Genomic DNA, 15,593 nt, shown 5'->3' with positions numbered 1-15,593 from the left:
TCCGACAGGAGGCCGTCCACGCCCTCCCGGTCGGTGGTGTGGTCGTCCGCGAAACGACGGTCACCCGTCGCGTCCGGCACGTACTTCACACAGACGACGATCCTCAAGCTCATGAGCGGTATCTCCTGTCACGGGTGCACGGATGCACTGGATCCATGGCCTCAGGTCATGCCGAGGGTACTGAGTGCCAAGTCCGGCCCGGCCGCGGCCCGCGCGCCGCAAGCGTCACCTGGACCGGCATGCCGTGTCGGCTCTCTTCGACTGGCGTCAGAGGCTCCACGGAGAGCTTACGGCACTCAGTACCCCTGGTAAAGGCACTCAGTACCCTTCCCGGTGGCCGGGGGCCCTGATGCCGTCCGCGGGCGTCGTCGCCGGTCCGCCGAGGGCTACGGCCGCCTCTCCGGTGTAGACGCTGAAGGTCAGCGACTCCTGGAGGTAGAGCCGGACGCAGTCGGCGTCGTGGGAGAGGTAGCCGACGGACACGTCCTGGCCGAGGAAGAGTTCGAAGTCGCCGCCCCGGGTGGAGAGCAGGAAAGCGCCCTCGATGGCGGGGGCCCAGATGATGTCGCCGTCCAGGAGGCGGGCGAGGTGGTTGTGGACGGGGTAGCCGTGGTCGCTGGTCTCGTTGACGGCGGTGAAGGCGGCGGCTCCGAGCAGGAGCGAGTACGGCCCGCCGACGCCGGCCAGGCGCAGCGCGGTGAGGGCGCGGCTGACGGCCTCGGGGTACTCGCGGACGTCGTCGGGGAGCTGGACCGGCGGGTTGCCGGAGCCGGCCCGGATGCCCTCGATGGCGGCGGCGCGGTAACCCTCGAAGACGGCGCGGTCCTCGGCGAGGGCGAGGGTGCGGGCGGCGTCCTTGACCGGCTGCCAGTCGGAGTCCCGGGAGCCGCGTTCGACGTCGTCCACCGCCGCGCGGGCGACGGTGAAGGGGACGCGCAGCTCGACCACCGGACGGCTGGCGCGGGCGTGCGCCTGGACGCCGTCGAGGGGTGGTTCGATGCCGGTCAGGTGGCCGGTGCCGACGGCGGCGAGGGTGGCGCCCTCGGGGCCGCGCAGGTCGACCACCCGGCGGGCGGCGATGTGCAGCTTGAAGGTCTGACGGGCCTCCTCCTCGATCTCCTCCCACGCGGCGGCGGAGATCGGGGCGAGGTCCCGGTGGAGGTTGTTCATGTGCGGGGTCCTCTTCAGCGGGTCTGTTTGAGGCTGCCGATGCCGAGCGAGCCGTCCGCGGCCGTGGGGACGGCGGCGGGCGCGGGCGCGGGGACGGCGGCGGGCGCGGGCGGCGGAGAGTCCAGGAAGTCGGCGGTCGGGACGAAGAACAACGTGCCGGTGGCCGCGGTGGAGAAGTCGAGCAGCCGGTCGGTGGTGCCCGGCGGGTTGCCGATGAACATGTTGCGCAGCATCTCCTCGGTCACCCCGGGGTCGCGCGCGTAGCCGATGAAGTAGGTGCCGAACTCGCCGCCCCTCCCGGCCGATCCGGAGGGGCCGAAGGAGCCGAAGGGCATGTTGAAGCGGACGATCTTCCGCTCCTCGCCGTCCGGGCCGGTGATCACGGTGAGCGCCACGTGCGAGTCGGCGGGCTTGACGTCGTCCGCCAGCTCGATGTCGGTGAGCTTGGTGCGGCCGACCGCCCCCTCCTGTTCCTCGACGCTCAGCGCGTTCCACTTGTCCAGGTCGTGCAGGTACTTCTGGACGATGACGTAGCTGCCGCCGGCGAAGCCGGGGTCCTCCTCGCCCACCACGGCGGCGGTCTCGGCCGCTCGGCCCTCCGGGTTCTCGGTGCCGTCCACGAAGCCGAGCAGGTCCCGGTCGTCGAAGTACCGGAAGCCCTGGACGGAGTCGACCACGGTGGCCGCCCCGGCGAGGCGGGTGGTGAGCAGGCCCGCCAGCTCGAAGCAGAGGTCCATCCGCTCGGCCCGTAGGTGCAGCAGCAGGTCGCCCGGGGTGGCCGGGGCACGGTGGCGGGCACCGGCCACCTCCTGGAAGGGGTGGAGGTCGGCCGGCCGGGGGCCGTCGAAGAGCCGGTCCCAGAGTTCGGAGCCGATGCCGGTGACGCAGGTGAGGCCGCCCTCGGGGGCCCGGAAGCCGACCGCCCGGCGCAGTCCGGCGAGGTCGGGCAGCAGTTCGCGGACGGCGTCCTCGCCGCCGGGATCGACGGTGAGGACCAGGAAGACGGCCGCGCCGGTCAGCGGGGAGAGCACGGCTTGCGGTTCGGGCTGCATGGCTGCGCTCCTTGTCACGCACCGGGCTCACGACGGGCGCCCCGCAGGGGTGGGTGCAGAGCGTGACGGATCAGCGCCAATCTGATCATGCCAACGATTACATCGCATAGCGGACAATTCGGCACGGTCGACACGCAGCCGAACGGTCCGGCCGGGCAGGCCGGGCAGGCCGGGCAGGCCGGACGGCGTGCCCGGGGCGAGTGAGTGCCAGGGCGTACCGCCGGTGGCGGCGATCAGCACCGGCTTGCCGGTCAGCGCGTCCTGGTCGATCACGTCGAAGAAGGACTCGAACAGGCCGCTGCAGGACGCGGTGAAGACCGGCGTCACCGCGATCACCGCGTCCGCCTCCGTCACCGCCCCGATCGCCTCGCGCAGCGCGGCGGCCGGGAAGCCGGTGACGGGGCTGTTGGCGATGTCCACGGCGAGGTCCCGCAGTTCGACTACGACGACCTCCACCTCCCGCCCGTCCACGGCGAGTTGCCGCACCGCCGACTCGGCGATCCGGTCCGCCGGCAGGCGCGTCGAGGACGGCCTGCTCAGCCCGGCGCGCCGAGCGGGTGAGGGAACCGGCCTCCCGCGAGGGACCACGCACCGGATGCGTGTCGCCCAACGGGGTTGAGTACGCCGGGGACCAGTGCGCCCAAGACCGCTCGGGGCGTGCCGGTGCGCAGGTTCACTCCTGCTCACCGCCCAGGAACGGTAGACCGGGCCGGTGTTGCCGCGGCCCGGCAGGAGGTCCACCCGCCTTCTCGCCGACAATGGAAGGCGGGGAACCTCCAGAAGGGCGGCGAACCGATGGCGCCGTACATCGCGGTGAGCGCGCTGAGCCACGAGGGCTTGGTGCGGGAGCACAACGAGGACAGCCTCACGGTCGGGCCGTGGACGCTCTGCGCCACCGTGACCACCAACCCGCAGACTCTGCTCTTCCCGCTCGGCCCGCCCTGCGTGGTCGCGGTGGCCGACGGCCTGGGCGGCCACCCCGGCGGCGAGGTGGCCAGCGCCCTGGTCGCCCGCCGGCTCGCCGCCGCGGCGGGCGCGCTGGACGGCGAGGAGGCCGTCCGGGAGGAACTGCAGGAGTGCAACCGGGCGGTGTACGCGGCCGCGGCCGGGGAGCCGGAGCTGGCCGCGATGGGCACCACCATCGCCGGACTGGTGCTGCTGCCTGAGCAGGCGGTGGCCTTCAACGTCGGCGACAGCCGGGTCTACCGGGTCACCGGGGACGGGCTGCGCCGGGTCAGCGTCGACGACAGCCCGCCGCTGCCGCCCGGCCGGCGCACCACCTCGGTGGTCACCCAGACCCTGGGCGGCTCGTTCGAGCCCACCTTCGTCGAACCGCACGTCCGCGCCACGCCACTGGCCGCGGGCGACCGCTACCTGGTGTGCAGCGACGGGCTGACCGACCCGGTGCCCGAGGAGGAGCTGGCCGAACTGCTCGCCCGGCCGTACGAAGGGTCCGAACGGGCAGACGGCCGGGCCGCGTTCGAGCTCTGGAAGGCCGCGATCGAGGCGGGCGGACCGGACAACATCACCCTGGCGCTGGTGCGGATCGACGAGTGAGGCCGCACGGGCCCGCCCCGGCTCGACGCCGGGGCGGGCCCTGCTGCCTCGGATCAGAACCGGCTGGTGACGCTCACCCCGCTGAAGCCCTGCTGGGCGTAGAGGCTGAAGTAGACGTACCCGGCCGGCGGGTTGGTGACGGTCAGCGTCTCGGAGTTGCCCGGGCCCGCCGAACGCGCCGCGTAGGCGTCGGTGTACGCCCAGCCGCCGGGGTTGTAGTAGAGGTCGGCGTTGCCCCTCCCACCGCTGGTGGTGATCTTCACCTGCTGGGTGCCGGCCGGCACCAGGAGGTAGAAGTGGGCGTAGTTGCCGGTGGTGGCGGTGACGTTGCTGCGGCCGCAGTCCGCGCCCAGCTGCCGGGTGTCGGCGGCGGTGCACTCGGGCACCTGCGGGACGGCCGGGGTGGTGGCGCAGGCGCCGTTCGCGCAGGCGGTCAGCCAGCTGTCGAAGTCGGCGTCGTAGCTGGTCCCGATGGTGGTCTTGAGCAGGGTGCGGGCGCCGTTCCAGTCCCCCACCCGGTACTTGGCGAGCATGGCGTCCACGTCGGCCCGGTGCTGTTCCAGCATGTAGCGGACGGCGAGGTAGCCCCAGCTGTAGACGCGCTCCTGGTCGCCGTAGACGGTGTCGAAGAGGTCGCTCAGCTTGTAGGTGTGCCGGGCGGCCGCCGCGACGGCGCCGTCGTTGAACTGACGTCGCGCGAATGGGCGCCGGCGAAGAAGGCGTCCAGCGCGGCGCGGATCGCGGTCTGCAGGGCGGTGCCGTAGGTGCCGACGTCGGCCGGGTGGTACCACTGCACGTAGTAGCCGGCGCGCAGGTAGAGCACCAGCTGCTCGACGGCGGTGCTGTCGTCGCCCGGGTAACCGCCCGAGGCGTCGCGCAGCGCGTACGCCACGGTGGTCATCTGCTCCTCGCGGAACGCGCCGTTGGCGTCGGCACCGGTGAGCTGGAACAGCTGGTTGACGCAGCCGGTATCGACGGAGGTGATCTGCTGGACCAGGGCGCTGCCGGTCCGGCCGGTGAAGTCGCCGACGTTGCAGGCCGGTTGGGCGGCCGGACGGGGCGTCCTCGCGACCGGGCGGGCCTCGGCCGGTCGGGTGTCCAGCGGGAGCGGGGAGCGCCGGTCGGCGGAGGCGAACTACCGCTCGCCGTCGCCGCGTTCGGGCGTTCCGGTGGCCGGCTGGGGGGCCGGCCCGGTGGGGGCGGGCGCGGCGCTCTTGCCGGCGGGGGCGGGGGCGGCGTGGCCGCTCGGGGCGAACAGGCCGATCGCCAGGACCAGCGTCAGAGCGAGCGTCAACAGGCGTGCCGACTGCGGAAGTCGCAGCAGACGTGCGGGACTCACGTGGAGGCCTCCGGACCGTCGTCGGCCGCGGCTCGGGGCGCGGCCGGTGGGGGCGAGGACCGTTGGCGACGGCGCCACGTGGGGGCGGTGCCGTCGTGGACGCGGCGGGGAGTGTGGCATGCACCATGGCACACATCACATGCCCCGGAGAAGCCTCCGGATTGTGCGCGGTTTGCGCGGGAACCGCACGGAGGCCGTGGTGACGATCGGCCACCACGGCCTCGGGTCACGCCAGTTGGGCTGTCGAGGCTACTTGCGGAGCAGCAGGATCACCCCGGCGGCGGCCAGGCCGACCAGTACGGCGGCCACACCGTACGCCAGGCGGTGCGCCTTCAGCACCGGCAGGAAGCGGTCCGCGGCGTAGCGGCCCGGGCCGGTCAGCGCGAGGGCGGCGGCGCCCGCGGTCAGCAGCAGCTCGTACTCGTTGCCCTTCGGGGCGAAGAAGCCGCCGCCCCAGGTGACGGCGATCGCGTTGACCATCGTGCCGACGATCGCGGCGCCCGCCAGCGGGGTCAACAGGCCGACGGCGAGGCCGAGCCCGCCCAGGATCTCGGTGAGGCCGGCCACCACGGCCATGGTGGTGCCCGCCGGGTAGCCGCTCATGGTGAAGAACTGACCGGTGCCGTCGATGCCGCCCCCGCCGAACCAGCCGAACAGCTTCTGGCTGCCGTGCGCGGCCATGGTGAGGCCGAGCACCAGGCGCAGGAGCAGGAGCCCGGCGTCATAGGCGTGCGGGGAGGTGGTCGCGGGCCCGGAGGCGTCCCGGGCGGTGCGGACGGTGGGGGTGGTGGCGGCAGTCGTGCTCGGGCTGCTGCTCGGCATGCGCGTCTCCATCGATCGGGGTCGGTCGTCGGGGTGTGGTGATGCGGCCGGGCGGAGTGTGGCAGGCCCGCCTGTTGTTCAAATTTGAACCGGCCGCTCCTCGACCGTACCGCGAAGTTCGAATTTGAACAACTGACGGCCCGTGAGCGAGGTGCGGGCCCCGCCCGGCCCGGGGCAGGGTGGAGACATGGCTCAACGCAGGCAACACCGGCGGGCCGCCCAGGCCGGCACGCCCTACCCCGAGGCGCTGGCCGCCTTCGACGAGCGGGTCCGGCTGGTCACACCCGGCCAGTGGGACTCCCCCACCCCGTGCGCCGACTGGTCGGTCCGCGACCTGGTCAACCACCTCACCGGCGAGCAGCTCTGGGTGCCCGAGCTGCTGATGGGCGCCACCATCGCCGAGGTCGGCAGCCGCTTCGACGGCGACGTGCTCGGCCCGGATCCGGTCGCCGCCTGGACGGCCGCCGCCGAGGCCGCCCGGCAGGCCTGGGAGGTCCCCGGCGCCACCGAGCTCACCGTCCACCTGTCCTTCGGGGACGTCTCCGGGCAGTACTACCTGGACCAGCTCACCACCGACCTGGTGGTGCACACCTGGGACCTCGCCGAAGGCATCGGGACCCGCACCCGGCTCCCGGCGGAGCTGGTGGACTTCGCGCTCGGCGAGATCAGCGGCTACGGGGACCTCTCCGGCAGCGGGCTGTTCGACCCGCCGCTGCCCGTCACCGAGGACGCGGGCCCACAGGCCCGGCTGCTGGCGCTCACCGGGCGGCGGGACGGAGGCTGAACCGGGTAAATCCGGGCGCGCCGGATACTGGAGAGTACGGGGGTACGTCCTGATCCCGTACGAGAGGCGGGCGCGCCATGAGCCGCAGGCCGGACATCCTCGGCGAGTTCACCGCCGACCACAGGGCGGTCACCGAGCTGCTCGACCGGGTCGAAGCCTCCCCGGCCGGCTCCGCCGAGCGCGCTGAGCTGGTGGCCCGGCTGACCGACCTGCTGTTCACCCACTGCGCCGCCGAGGAGGAGCACCTCTTCCCGGTCGTCCAGCACGACGTGCCGGACGGCGGGGCGCTGGTGTTCAGCAGCATCCACGACCACCTCGCGATCGGGCAGTACCTCGCCGACCTGCAGGGGCTCGGCCCGGCCGACCCGGCCTTCGACGCGCTGCTGGGCGGCCTGGCCGACACCGTCCGGCGGCACCTGAGCGGCGAGGAGAAGCTGCTCTTCCCGGCCGCCCGCAAGGCCCTGCCCGCCGCGACCCGGGCGGCGCTGGGCGAACGGCTGCGGGCGGAGCGCGCGGAGCTCGGCTCGTCGGGCTGATCAGCCCGGACGGAATGATCAACTCGTCGGACCGATCAACCCTTCGGGCTGATCAGCTCTTCGGGCTGATCACCGCGAACCGGGCGCCCTCACGGTCCTGCAACCGGGCCACCCGGCCGTACGGAGAGTCGAAGGCCGGACCGACCGCCGAACCACCCAGCTCAAGCGCCCGGGCCAGCGCCCGGTCGGTGTCCGGGACGGCGAAGGAGACCTCCCAGTGCGGCGGCATGCCCGCCGGGCCGCCCGCCTGCTCCTTGGCCAGCGCCGCGACGCTGTGCCCCTCGGCGCGCAGCACCACCCGGTCGTGCTCCCAGCGGACCTCGAAGCGCTCCGGGTCACGGCCGTCCCAGCGGAACACCTGGCCGTAGAACAGCGCCGCCGCGAACGGGTCCGGGGTGCGCAGCTCGATCCAGACCGGCGCGCCCGGAAGGTCCAGCTTCCGGGCGCGGCCCAGCGGGCCCTCCCAGATGCCGAACACCGCCCCGGCCGGGTCCGCCGCGAAGGCCACCCGCCCTTCGTCGAACGCCAGCGGGCCGACGGCCAGCGTCGCGCCGCGCTCACGCACCGCGTCGGCGGCGGCGTCGGCGCTCTCCGTCCCGAAGTAGCTGGTCCAAACGAGCGGCACCGCCCCGAGGCCGGCGACTCCCAGCCCGGCCACCGCCTCCCCGCCGGTCACCGCGTGCAGGTACGGGCCGAAGCGCTCCGGCTGGGGCTCGAACTCCCAGCCGAGCAGCGGCCCGTAGAACTCCTTGGCGCCCTCCAGGTCCCGGGCCATGAGGCTCACCCAGCACGGAACGGCCGCCACGCAGCGCACCCTGGCGGTCGTCTCACCGCTGCCCATCGCGAACCTCCTCACCCACCCGGCCGCCGGGCCCCTCCCGACTCCCACGACCCACCGGCCGCCCGGGACGCCCACAGCCTAGGCCGACGGGCGTATCACCCCGGTGAAGGCATGGCCGGGCTCAGCGCACCCAGTTCTTGAGCGGCTCGGTGTCCAGGGAGATGCCGACCGGGTCGGGCAGGTGGACGGCCCTGCCGAACGGGAGGGTCCGGATGGTCTCGTACCGGACGCCGTCGGGCTGGCTGTGGACGACGGCCTCGGCGGAGTCCCGGTCGATCAGCAGGTAGACGGGGATGCCGGTCTCGGCGTAGGCGCGGGGCTTCTCGACGCGGTCTCGGCGGTCGGTGTCGGAGTCGAACGAGGTGACCTCCGCAACCATGAGCACCTGCTCGGGCGCAGCCCAGTCACCTTGCCCCACAAAGACATCCGCGTCAGCCAGTGTGCCGTCCGGATGAGCGAATCCACCCCGGTAGCCCTGCACCTTGAGCCCTTGATCGTGCAGGTAGTGCTCCGGCCACCACGGAAGAGGTGTGACGCAGGCCACAGGCGGTCGGGAAATAGCGGGGACAGATTCCCCGTTTCCGAGTACGTTGGCTTAAGCGGGGAAAATTTCCCCGGTATCCTGAAGGAGCAGTCGCCATGACCACCGTCGCCGCCGAGTCGGCCCCCGCCGCGGGGAGTGTGCGTGCGCCGAAGTTGCGCGCGGACGCGAGCCGGAACCGGGAGCGGATCGTGCTGGCGGCCCGGGACGCGTTCGTCGAGCACGGTGCCGATGTACCGTTGGACGAGATCGCGAAGCGGGCGGGGGTCGGCAATGCCACGCTGTACCGGAACTTCCCGGACCGGGTGGCGCTGATCCACGAGGTGGCGCTGCTCGTCAAGAACCGCATCCTGGCCCTCGCCGAGACGGCGACGGCCGAGGCGGATGCGGGCGAGGGCGGCGGTCCGTTCGACGCTCTGCAGCGGTTCGCGCACGCGACCGTGGCGGAGAAGGTCGGCGGGCTCTGCGCCGTCTTCACCAGCACCATCGACCCCTACGACCCTGAGCTGACCGAGATCCGGGAGCGCCTGCGGACCGCCGTGAGCGGACTGATGGAGCGCGCCCGGGTGGCGGGCGAACTGCGGTCCGACGTGGACCACGGGGACCTGTTCATCGCGATGAGCCAGCTCACCCGGCCGCTGCCGGGCACCTCCTGCGGGCTGCTCGACGAGTTCGTCCACCGGCACCTGCAGCTCTTCCTGGACGGCCTGCGCGCGCCCGCGCGTTCGGTCCTGCCCGGCCGACCCGCGACCTTCGAGGACTTCCGCCCCCAGGGCTGACCCACCACCTGGACCCACACCACTGATCCGACCTCCCAGCACTCTGCCGCCACGCCGCTGACCGGCGCCGGCTCCGGACGCCCTCTCGCGCCCGCACCCCGCACCTGAACCCTTACGGCAACCAGCCGTTCCTCTACGGCAGTTGGCCGTTCTCGCACGCCACGCACCGTGAAGTGAGTACCCCCATGCCTGAAACCGACGCCCGCCCGGCGACGCTGCCCGATCCCCGACGCTGGAAGGCGCTGATCTTCATCGGCCTCGCCCAGCTGATGGTCGTCCTCGACGCCACCATCGTGAACATCGCCCTGCCCTCCGCCCAGAAGGACCTGGGCATCTCCGACGGCAACCGCCAGTGGGTGATCACCGCCTACGCGCTCGCCTTCGGCGGCCTGCTGCTGTTCGGCGGCCGGATCGCGGACCTCTGGGGCCGCAAGCGGACCTTCGTGGTCGGTCTGACCGGCTTCGCCCTCGCCTCCGCGCTCGGCGGCGCCGCGGCCAACACCGCGATGCTGCTCGGCGCCCGCGCCCTGCAGGGCGTGTTCGGCGCGCTGCTCGCGCCGGCCGCGCTGTCGCTGCTCGCGGTGACCTTCACCGAGGCCAAGGAGCGCGCCAAGGCCTTCGGCATCTACGGCGCGATCGCCGGTGGCGGTGGCGCCATCGGTCTGATCCTCGGCGGCCTGCTGACCGAGTACATGAACTGGCGCTGGACCTTCTTCGTCAACATCCCGTTCGCCATCGTGGCCGCCACCGGCGCCGTCATGGTGATCCGCGAGCCCGCCGAGGGCCGCAACCGCAACAAGCTGGACATCCCCGGCGTGGTGCTGGTGACCACCGGCCTGGTCTCGCTGGTCTACGGCTTCACCCGCGCCGAGAGCAGTGGCTGGACGGCCGGCAGCACCCTGGCGCTGTTCGCCGCGGCCGCCGTGCTGCTGACCGCCTTCGTCCTGGTGGAGCGCGGCGTCAAGGCCCCGCTGCTGCCGCTGCGCGTGGTGCTCGACCGCAACCGCGGCGGGGTGTACCTGTCGCTGGGCATGGCCGTGATCGGCATGTTCGGTCTGTTCCTCTTCCTGACCTACTACCTGCAGATCGTGCGCGGCTACAGCCCGGTGCTGACCGGCGTCGCCTTCCTGCCGATGGTGGCGGGCATGATCACCGGCTCGACCCAGATCGGCGCCCGGCTGATGACCCGGGTCCCGGCGCGCTACCTGATGGCGCCCGGCTTCCTGACCGCCTCGGCCGGCATGTTCCTGCTGACCCACATCGGCCTGGACACCTCGTACCCGGCACTGATCCTGCCCGGCCTGATCCTGATGGGCCTCGGCATGGGCACCGCGTTCATGCCGGCCATGAGCCTCGCCACGCACGGCGTCCAGCCGCGCGACGCGGGCGTGGCCTCGGCGATGGTCAACACCTCGCAGCAGGTCGGCGGCGCCATCGGCACCGCGCTGCTGAACACCATCGCGGCCAGCGCCACCACCAGCTGGCTGGCCTCGCACGCCACCGCCGCGGCCGCCGCCTCCCCGGAGGCCGCCAAGGCGCTGCAGTTCGGCGGCATGGTGCACGGTTTCTCGACCGCGATCTGGGTGTCCTTCGGGATCCTGGTGACGGCCGCCGCGGTCGCCTTCACCTTCATCAACGCCGGTCGGCCCGGCACGGTGGGTGCGGGCGCCGGAGCGGGCTCGGGCTCGGCGAAGAGCGACGAGGTGCCGGTGCTGGTGCACTGACCCTCTCGGGGTACTGCCCGTCATCCGGGCAACTCGGGTGCGTACGCGGCCCGTCCGGTGTCCTCCACGGCACCGGGCGGGCCGCTCGCATGTCTTCGGCCCGCACGTTCGGCGTCGACGGCGCGACGGCGGCCGACGGGCAGCCGAGGAGCCACCCCCAGTAGAAGTGGGGATCTCTCCCCGATTATGGTGGCCTCAGCGCGAATCGGGGAACTATCCCCGTTTCCTTTCGACTGAGGTGCGTGCACATGACCCGGAATCAGAACCCAGGGCGGGGGCAGCGGGCCGCCGACTGGGCGGACGGCCGGCTGGGGATCTACTCCCTGGCCAGGGCCAACCTGCGGAAGATCTTCCCGGACCACTGGTCCTTCATGCTGGGCGAGATCTGCCTCTACACCTTCCTGATCATCATCCTGACCGGTGTCTGGCTGACCCTGTTCTTCAAGCCGAGCATGGGCGAGGTGATCTACGACGGCTCGTACGTCCCGCTCAAGGGCATCTCGATGTCGGAGGCCTACGCCTCCACCGTGGACATCAGCTTCGAGGCGCGCGGCGGGCTGCTGATCCGTCAGATCCACCACTGGGCGGCGATCGTCTTCGTCGCGGCCATGTTCGTGCACATGATGCGGGTGTTCTTCACCGGCGCGTTCCGCAAGCCGCGCGAGATCAACTGGGTGTTCGGCTTCCTGCTGCTGTTCCTCGGCATGCTGGACGGCTTCTTCGGCTACTCACTCCCGGACGACCTGCTCTCCGGCACCGGCATCCGGTTCATCGAGGGCGTGCTGCTGGCCGTGCCGCTGGTCGGCACGTACATCCAGATGTTCCTGTTCGGCGGGGAGTTCCCCGGGCACGACATCATCCCGAGGTTCTTCACCATCCACGTGCTACTGATCCCCGGCATCATGCTCGGGCTGCTGGTGGCACACCTGATCCTGGTCTTCTACCACAAGCACACCCAGTGGGCGGGCCCCGGCAGGACCGAGAAGAACGTCGTCGGGATGCCGCTGATGCCGGTCTACATGGCCAAGGCCGGCGGGTTCTTCTTCCTGGTGTTCGGGATCGTCGCGCTGATGTCGGCGGTCGCCACGATCAACCCGATCTGGGCGTACGGCCCGTACCGGCCGGACCAGGTGTCCACCGACGCCCAGCCGGACTGGTACATGGGCTTCGCCGAGGGCCTGATCCGGGTGATGCCCGGCTGGGAGATCGGGCTGTGGGGGCACACCCTCAACCTCGGGGTGCTGATCCCGTTCACGATGTTCCCGCTGATCCTCGGCGCGATCGCGGTCTACCCATTCATCGAGGGCTGGGTGACGAACGACGGGCGGGAGCACCACCTGCTCGACCGGCCCCGCAACGCGCCCGTGCGCACCGCGCTCGGCGCGGCCTGGATCAGCGTCTACCTGGTGATGCTCGCGGGCGGCGGCAACGACCTGATCGCCACCCACCTGCACCTGTCACTCAACGCGATCACCTACGCGGTGCGGATCGGCTTCTTCGTCGTCCCGGTGGCCGTGTTCGTGATCACCAAGCGCTGGTGCCTCGGCCTGCAGCGGCGGGACCGGGACAAGGTGCTGCACGGGCGGGAGACCGGCGTGATCAAACGGCTGCCGCACGGCGAGTTCACCGAGCTGCACGCCGGGCTCACGCCCGCCGAACTGCACCGGCTCACGGCGCACCAGCAGCCCCGCCCCCTCGAACTGCCGCCCGCGGTGGACGAGAATGGAGTCGCCCACCCGGCGGGTGCGCTCACCCGCACCCGCGCCAGGCTGTCCCGCGGGTTCCACGGCGAGCACGCGCGGATCCCCAAGCCCACCGCCGAGGAGTACCGCGAGATCGCCGAGGGCCACGGGCACTGACCCGCCCCCCCACGCCAGAGGGAGGACATCGTGCACGACCGAACCGACCAGCTCGCCGACAGCAGGTACCTCCTGCTGACCACCTTCGGTGACGACGGCACCCGGCTGGACTCGCAGCTCTGGGTGGTGTCCGACGGCACCGCGCTCGGCGTCTGGACCCCCGCGCACTCCGGCGAGGCCGAGCGGATCCGGCGCCACCCCAGGGTGCTGATCGGCCCCTGCGACGCCCACGGGCGCCCCACCGGCCGGCAACTCCCGGCCCGCGCACGGCTCTGCGACCCGGAGGCGACGGCCCGCTACCGCACCTCGCTGATCAACAAGTACGGCCTGACGGCACTGGTCGCGCTGGCCCGCAGCCGGTTCCGGGTGGGGCTGGCGGGGACGGTCGGGATCCGGATCACGCTAAACGAGCTGGAGCAGCGGCTGGTCGGGCCGGAGTGGCGGCCGCCGGCGACGTACTGCGTCAACTGAGACTCGCTGCGTCAACCGACGGCCGTCGCGGCTTCGTTGAGCCGCGGGCGGCCTGGTGCCCGCCGAGTGCCGGGACCCCTGGGAACGGGGGCCCGGTACTCGGCGTCACCGGCACCTGCCGGGGTCAGAGCCCGTCGTCCGGCGCCCGGGCCAGGTCCCCCGGCTCACACGCCTCCCGGCCGGTCGCCACGTGCACGACCTTGATCGTGCGCTCGGGGCCGCCGGGGACGACCCGCTGCTCGTGCCCGCAGCGCGGGCAGATCAGCGGGATGCGCGGGCGGTGCGGTTCCCGTCCGGCCTGGTCCGCGCCCCGGTGCGGGGCGGTCACGTCAGCGGGTGGGTCGGGACCGGGCTGACCTGCTGGATCTCGCCGTGGGCCTTGGTGAGCAGCTGGGAGGCGAGGTCGTTGAGCGCGCGGGCGCCCGCGATCTCCTCCCCGACCCGCAGCTGTTCCGGGTCGGCGGGGTGGCGGCTGCTGTAGCCGTGGGCGCGCAGTTCGGTCCCGTCGCCGAGCCGGAGCATGGCGGCCGCGGTCGTCCGCGGGCCGTCCTCGCGGAACTCCATCTCGATGTGCCAACCGACCAGAGTCTGCATGGCGGATCACCTCCATCGGTTACTCCTCCAGAGTGCGCCGCACCCAACGTGAACACCAGAGCAGCCGGACCGGGGCGAGTTGAACGCGTTCAAGTTGGCGACGTAGAGTCGGCGGCGAAAGCTCATTTGAACGCGTTCAAGAGGGGGTGTGCCCGCCGTGGGCAAGGGCACGACGGAACTGGTGGACCTGCTGGTCCTGCTCGGCATGGGCGCCGTCCTACCGCTCGGCCTGGCGCTGATCGACGAACCCGGGCTGGCCCGGATCCGCCGGCTCTGGCCGCTCGCCGCCGTCCCCGGGGCGCTCTCGCTCTGGCTGCCGCGCGGCGCCCTCGCCACCGGCCCGGCGGTCGTCTACGCGCTCGGCACCCTGGCCGTCGCCCTGCGCGCGCCGCTGCGGCTGACCCGGACCCGCTCGCTCGCCCCCGCCGAGGTCGCGGTGCTCACCGCGCTCGCCGCGCCCTCGGTGGCCGGGACCGCCCTGGTCGCCGAGCGCTCCGGCTACCCGCTGTTCGGCTTCGAGCCGCACATCCTGGCGCTGACCGTCCCGCACTTCCACTACGCCGGATTCACCGCCGCGCTGGTCGCCGGGCTGGTCTGCCGGGCCGACCACGCCTCCCGGCCGGCCCGCTGCGCGGCGCTCAGCGTCCCGGCGGGCACCCTGCTGGTCCTGGCCGGGTACTTCCTCGGCAACTGGTGGCAGTTCGCCGGAGCGGTCGTGCTGACCACCGGGATGTGGCTGGTCGGCCTGGTCAGCTGGCGCGAACTGCGTCCCCGCAGCGGGGACGCGGTCAGCGCCCGGCTGCTGGCCGCCTCCTCGGCCGTGCTGGCCCTCACCATGCTGCTCGCCCTCTGGTGGGCCTTCGGCCGCGCCGCCGGACTCCCCCACCCCACCCTGGCCTGGATGGCCGCCACCCACGGTCTCGGCAACGCGCTCGGCTTCGCCCTCTGCGCGCTCCTCGCCTGGCGCCGGATCACCGCTGCGGAGATCTCCCGATGAACGACTACAGCTACCCCGAGCAGGGCGCCAGCCGCACCGGCGAACTGCCCGCCGGGTACCACCACCTGCGCCACCGGGCGCTGATCGGCCACGGGCGCGCCGCCCTGGAGGTCGCCGGGGCCGCCCTGCTCGGCTGGCGGATGCACCGGCTCGCGGGCATCCGGATCGAGGCGGAGGCCGAGGAGGCGGCGGCGGGCGCCGCCGTGCGCTGTGCGATCGGCGTCGGCCCGCTGCGGGCGGGCGCGCCGAACCGGGTACTGGCCGCCGTCACCGGCCCGGACCGATACGGCTTCACGTACGGGACCAGGCACGGGCACCTGGGCCGGGGCGAGGAGACCTTCCTGGTCGAAATGGCGCCGGACGGGGCGGTCTGGTTCAGCGTCACCGCCTTCAGCCGGCCGGTCGCCTGGTGGGCCCGGCTGGCCGGGCCGCTGTTCCCGCTCCTCCAGCGCGCCTTCGCCCGGCGCTGCGGGCGGGTGCTGGCCGCGATCGCGGCGGACGCGGCGTAAATCGGCTGGTCCGGCGCT

General features: G+C 72.7%; 18 protein-coding genes and 3 pseudogenes. 9 read left to right on the top strand and 12 right to left on the bottom strand.

Features of this window, described 5'->3' with window-relative positions:
• The 4 genes and pseudogenes from ACZ3UD_RS02375 to ACZ3UD_RS02360 all read right to left on the bottom strand — a co-directional run.
• Positions 1–113 (bottom strand): annotated as a pseudogene (locus tag ACZ3UD_RS02375) (electron transfer flavoprotein subunit beta); the annotation flags it as partial.
• A 205-nt stretch (positions 114–318) separates the two neighbouring features.
• Positions 319–1,170 (bottom strand): family 1 encapsulin nanocompartment shell protein, encoded by an 852-nt coding sequence (locus ACZ3UD_RS02370; protein ID WP_465581355.1) that lies wholly within the window; start codon positions 1,168–1,170, stop codon positions 319–321.
• 14 nt (positions 1,171–1,184) lie between these two features.
• Positions 1,185–2,222 carry a Dyp-type peroxidase gene (locus ACZ3UD_RS02365; protein WP_465581353.1) on the bottom strand — a complete coding sequence of 346 codons (1,038 nt, stop codon included), beginning with the start codon at positions 2,220–2,222 and terminating at the stop codon, positions 1,185–1,187.
• 198 nt (positions 2,223–2,420) lie between these two features.
• Positions 2,421–2,810 (bottom strand): annotated as a pseudogene (locus ACZ3UD_RS02360) (NAD(P)H-dependent oxidoreductase); the annotation flags it as partial.
• A 207-nt stretch (positions 2,811–3,017) separates the two neighbouring features.
• On the opposite strand from ACZ3UD_RS02360, the gene ACZ3UD_RS02355 reads away from it, so the two are divergent.
• On the top strand, positions 3,018–3,779 hold the full coding sequence (locus tag ACZ3UD_RS02355) for a PP2C family protein-serine/threonine phosphatase (RefSeq protein WP_465581351.1): 762 nt from the start codon (positions 3,018–3,020) through the stop codon (positions 3,777–3,779).
• A 53-nt stretch (positions 3,780–3,832) separates the two neighbouring features.
• On the opposite strand, the gene ACZ3UD_RS02350 is transcribed toward ACZ3UD_RS02355, so the two are convergent.
• The 4 genes from ACZ3UD_RS02350 to ACZ3UD_RS02335 form a co-directional block, all read right to left on the bottom strand.
• On the bottom strand, positions 3,833–4,420 hold the full coding sequence (locus ACZ3UD_RS02350; RefSeq protein WP_465581388.1) for a PPC domain-containing protein: 588 nt from the start codon (positions 4,418–4,420) through the stop codon (positions 3,833–3,835).
• Positions 4,417–4,764 carry a M9 family metallopeptidase N-terminal domain-containing protein gene (locus ACZ3UD_RS02345; RefSeq protein WP_465581386.1) on the bottom strand — a complete coding sequence of 116 codons (348 nt, stop codon included), beginning with the start codon at positions 4,762–4,764 and terminating at the stop codon, positions 4,417–4,419. Before ACZ3UD_RS02345 ends, ACZ3UD_RS02350 begins: the two co-directional genes overlap by 4 nt.
• A 150-nt stretch (positions 4,765–4,914) precedes the next feature.
• The gene (locus ACZ3UD_RS02340; RefSeq protein ID WP_465581349.1) at positions 4,915–5,118 is read right to left on the bottom strand and encodes a hypothetical protein; all 204 of its coding nucleotides are present in this window, start codon (positions 5,116–5,118) and stop codon (positions 4,915–4,917) included.
• 249 nt (positions 5,119–5,367) lie between these two features.
• Positions 5,368–5,940, bottom strand: coding sequence for a DoxX family protein (locus ACZ3UD_RS02335; protein ID WP_465581347.1), 573 nt, complete (start codon positions 5,938–5,940; stop codon positions 5,368–5,370).
• A 187-nt stretch (positions 5,941–6,127) separates the two neighbouring features.
• Between ACZ3UD_RS02335 and ACZ3UD_RS02330 the strand changes: the two genes are divergently transcribed.
• A complete protein-coding gene (locus ACZ3UD_RS02330) occupies positions 6,128–6,724 on the top strand; it encodes a TIGR03086 family metal-binding protein (RefSeq protein WP_465581345.1) in 597 nt (198 codons plus the stop codon).
• Positions 6,725–6,801: 77 nt separating this feature from the next.
• Positions 6,802–7,260: a hemerythrin domain-containing protein gene (locus ACZ3UD_RS02325; RefSeq protein WP_465581343.1), complete on the top strand. Its 459-nt coding sequence runs from the start codon at positions 6,802–6,804 to the stop codon at positions 7,258–7,260.
• 52 nt (positions 7,261–7,312) lie between these two features.
• Here the strand turns inward: ACZ3UD_RS02325 and ACZ3UD_RS02320 are convergent, their stop codons facing one another.
• Positions 7,313–8,101: a VOC family protein gene (locus ACZ3UD_RS02320; protein ID WP_465581341.1), complete on the bottom strand. Its 789-nt coding sequence runs from the start codon at positions 8,099–8,101 to the stop codon at positions 7,313–7,315.
• A 121-nt stretch (positions 8,102–8,222) separates the two neighbouring features.
• Positions 8,223–8,615: pseudogene (locus ACZ3UD_RS02315) on the bottom strand (Uma2 family endonuclease); the annotation flags it as partial.
• Positions 8,616–8,740: 125 nt separating this feature from the next.
• Between ACZ3UD_RS02315 and ACZ3UD_RS02310 the strand changes: the two are divergent.
• The 4 genes from ACZ3UD_RS02310 to ACZ3UD_RS02295 all read left to right on the top strand — a co-directional run bounded on the left by ACZ3UD_RS02310 (position 8,741) and on the right by ACZ3UD_RS02295 (position 13,475).
• Positions 8,741–9,421, top strand: a complete 681-nt coding sequence (locus ACZ3UD_RS02310) for a TetR/AcrR family transcriptional regulator (RefSeq protein WP_465581339.1) — start codon at positions 8,741–8,743, stop codon at positions 9,419–9,421.
• A gap of 185 nt (positions 9,422–9,606) precedes the next feature.
• Positions 9,607–11,145 (top strand): MFS transporter, encoded by a 1,539-nt coding sequence (locus ACZ3UD_RS02305; protein ID WP_465581336.1) that lies wholly within the window; start codon positions 9,607–9,609, stop codon positions 11,143–11,145.
• Between the two features lie 248 nt (positions 11,146–11,393).
• Positions 11,394–13,004 carry a cytochrome bc1 complex cytochrome b subunit gene (gene qcrB, locus ACZ3UD_RS02300; protein WP_465581334.1) on the top strand — a complete coding sequence of 537 codons (1,611 nt, stop codon included), beginning with the start codon at positions 11,394–11,396 and terminating at the stop codon, positions 13,002–13,004.
• Between the two features lie 30 nt (positions 13,005–13,034).
• Entirely contained in the window at positions 13,035–13,475 is a 441-nt protein-coding gene (locus ACZ3UD_RS02295) for a PPOX class F420-dependent oxidoreductase (RefSeq protein ID WP_465581332.1), read from the top strand.
• Positions 13,476–13,599: 124 nt separating this feature from the next.
• Here ACZ3UD_RS02295 and ACZ3UD_RS02290 read toward each other — a convergent pair whose 3' ends face one another.
• Both ACZ3UD_RS02290 and ACZ3UD_RS02285 read right to left on the bottom strand, forming a co-directional pair.
• Positions 13,600–13,803 carry a hypothetical protein gene (locus ACZ3UD_RS02290; protein WP_465581330.1) on the bottom strand — a complete coding sequence of 68 codons (204 nt, stop codon included), beginning with the start codon at positions 13,801–13,803 and terminating at the stop codon, positions 13,600–13,602.
• Entirely contained in the window at positions 13,800–14,069 is a 270-nt protein-coding gene (locus tag ACZ3UD_RS02285; RefSeq protein WP_465581328.1) for a DUF1876 domain-containing protein, read from the bottom strand. Before ACZ3UD_RS02285 ends, ACZ3UD_RS02290 begins: the two co-directional genes overlap by 4 nt.
• Positions 14,070–14,274: 205 nt before the next feature.
• Here ACZ3UD_RS02285 and ACZ3UD_RS02280 point away from each other — a divergent pair, with 205 nt between their 5' ends.
• Positions 14,275–15,066, top strand: a complete 792-nt coding sequence (locus ACZ3UD_RS02280; protein WP_465581384.1) for a YndJ family protein — start codon at positions 14,275–14,277, stop codon at positions 15,064–15,066.
• Complete coding sequence (locus tag ACZ3UD_RS02275) at positions 15,063–15,575, top strand: DUF1990 family protein (protein ID WP_465581326.1); 513 nt, start codon at positions 15,063–15,065, stop codon at positions 15,573–15,575. Before ACZ3UD_RS02280 ends, ACZ3UD_RS02275 begins: the two co-directional genes overlap by 4 nt.
• Positions 15,576–15,593: the final 18 nt, after the last annotated feature.

This window comes from Kitasatospora sp. NPDC023118, assembly GCF_055560875.1.
This window is presented reverse-complemented; position numbering and strand designations above follow the sequence as displayed.

Excerpts from the sequence above, each read along its gene's own strand:
- ACZ3UD_RS02370 (WP_465581355.1), bottom strand. The coding sequence starts at position 1,170 with ATGAACAACCTCCACCGGGACCTCGCCCCGATCTCCGCCGCCGCGTGG.
- ACZ3UD_RS02365 (WP_465581353.1), bottom strand. The coding sequence starts at position 2,222 with ATGCAGCCCGAACCGCAAGCCGTGCTCTCCCCGCTGACCGGCGCGGCC.
- ACZ3UD_RS02355 (WP_465581351.1), top strand. The coding sequence starts at position 3,018 with ATGGCGCCGTACATCGCGGTGAGCGCGCTGAGCCACGAGGGCTTGGTG.
- ACZ3UD_RS02335 (WP_465581347.1), bottom strand. The coding sequence starts at position 5,940 with ATGCCGAGCAGCAGCCCGAGCACGACTGCCGCCACCACCCCCACCGTC.
- ACZ3UD_RS02330 (WP_465581345.1), top strand. The coding sequence starts at position 6,128 with ATGGCTCAACGCAGGCAACACCGGCGGGCCGCCCAGGCCGGCACGCCC.
- ACZ3UD_RS02325 (WP_465581343.1), top strand. The coding sequence starts at position 6,802 with ATGAGCCGCAGGCCGGACATCCTCGGCGAGTTCACCGCCGACCACAGG.
- ACZ3UD_RS02320 (WP_465581341.1), bottom strand. The coding sequence starts at position 8,101 with ATGGGCAGCGGTGAGACGACCGCCAGGGTGCGCTGCGTGGCGGCCGTT.
- ACZ3UD_RS02310 (WP_465581339.1), top strand. The coding sequence starts at position 8,741 with ATGACCACCGTCGCCGCCGAGTCGGCCCCCGCCGCGGGGAGTGTGCGT.
- ACZ3UD_RS02305 (WP_465581336.1), top strand. The coding sequence starts at position 9,607 with ATGCCTGAAACCGACGCCCGCCCGGCGACGCTGCCCGATCCCCGACGC.
- qcrB (WP_465581334.1), top strand. The coding sequence starts at position 11,394 with ATGACCCGGAATCAGAACCCAGGGCGGGGGCAGCGGGCCGCCGACTGG.
- ACZ3UD_RS02285 (WP_465581328.1), bottom strand. The coding sequence starts at position 14,069 with ATGCAGACTCTGGTCGGTTGGCACATCGAGATGGAGTTCCGCGAGGAC.
- ACZ3UD_RS02280 (WP_465581384.1), top strand. The coding sequence starts at position 14,275 with ATGGGCGCCGTCCTACCGCTCGGCCTGGCGCTGATCGACGAACCCGGG.
- ACZ3UD_RS02275 (WP_465581326.1), top strand. The coding sequence starts at position 15,063 with ATGAACGACTACAGCTACCCCGAGCAGGGCGCCAGCCGCACCGGCGAA.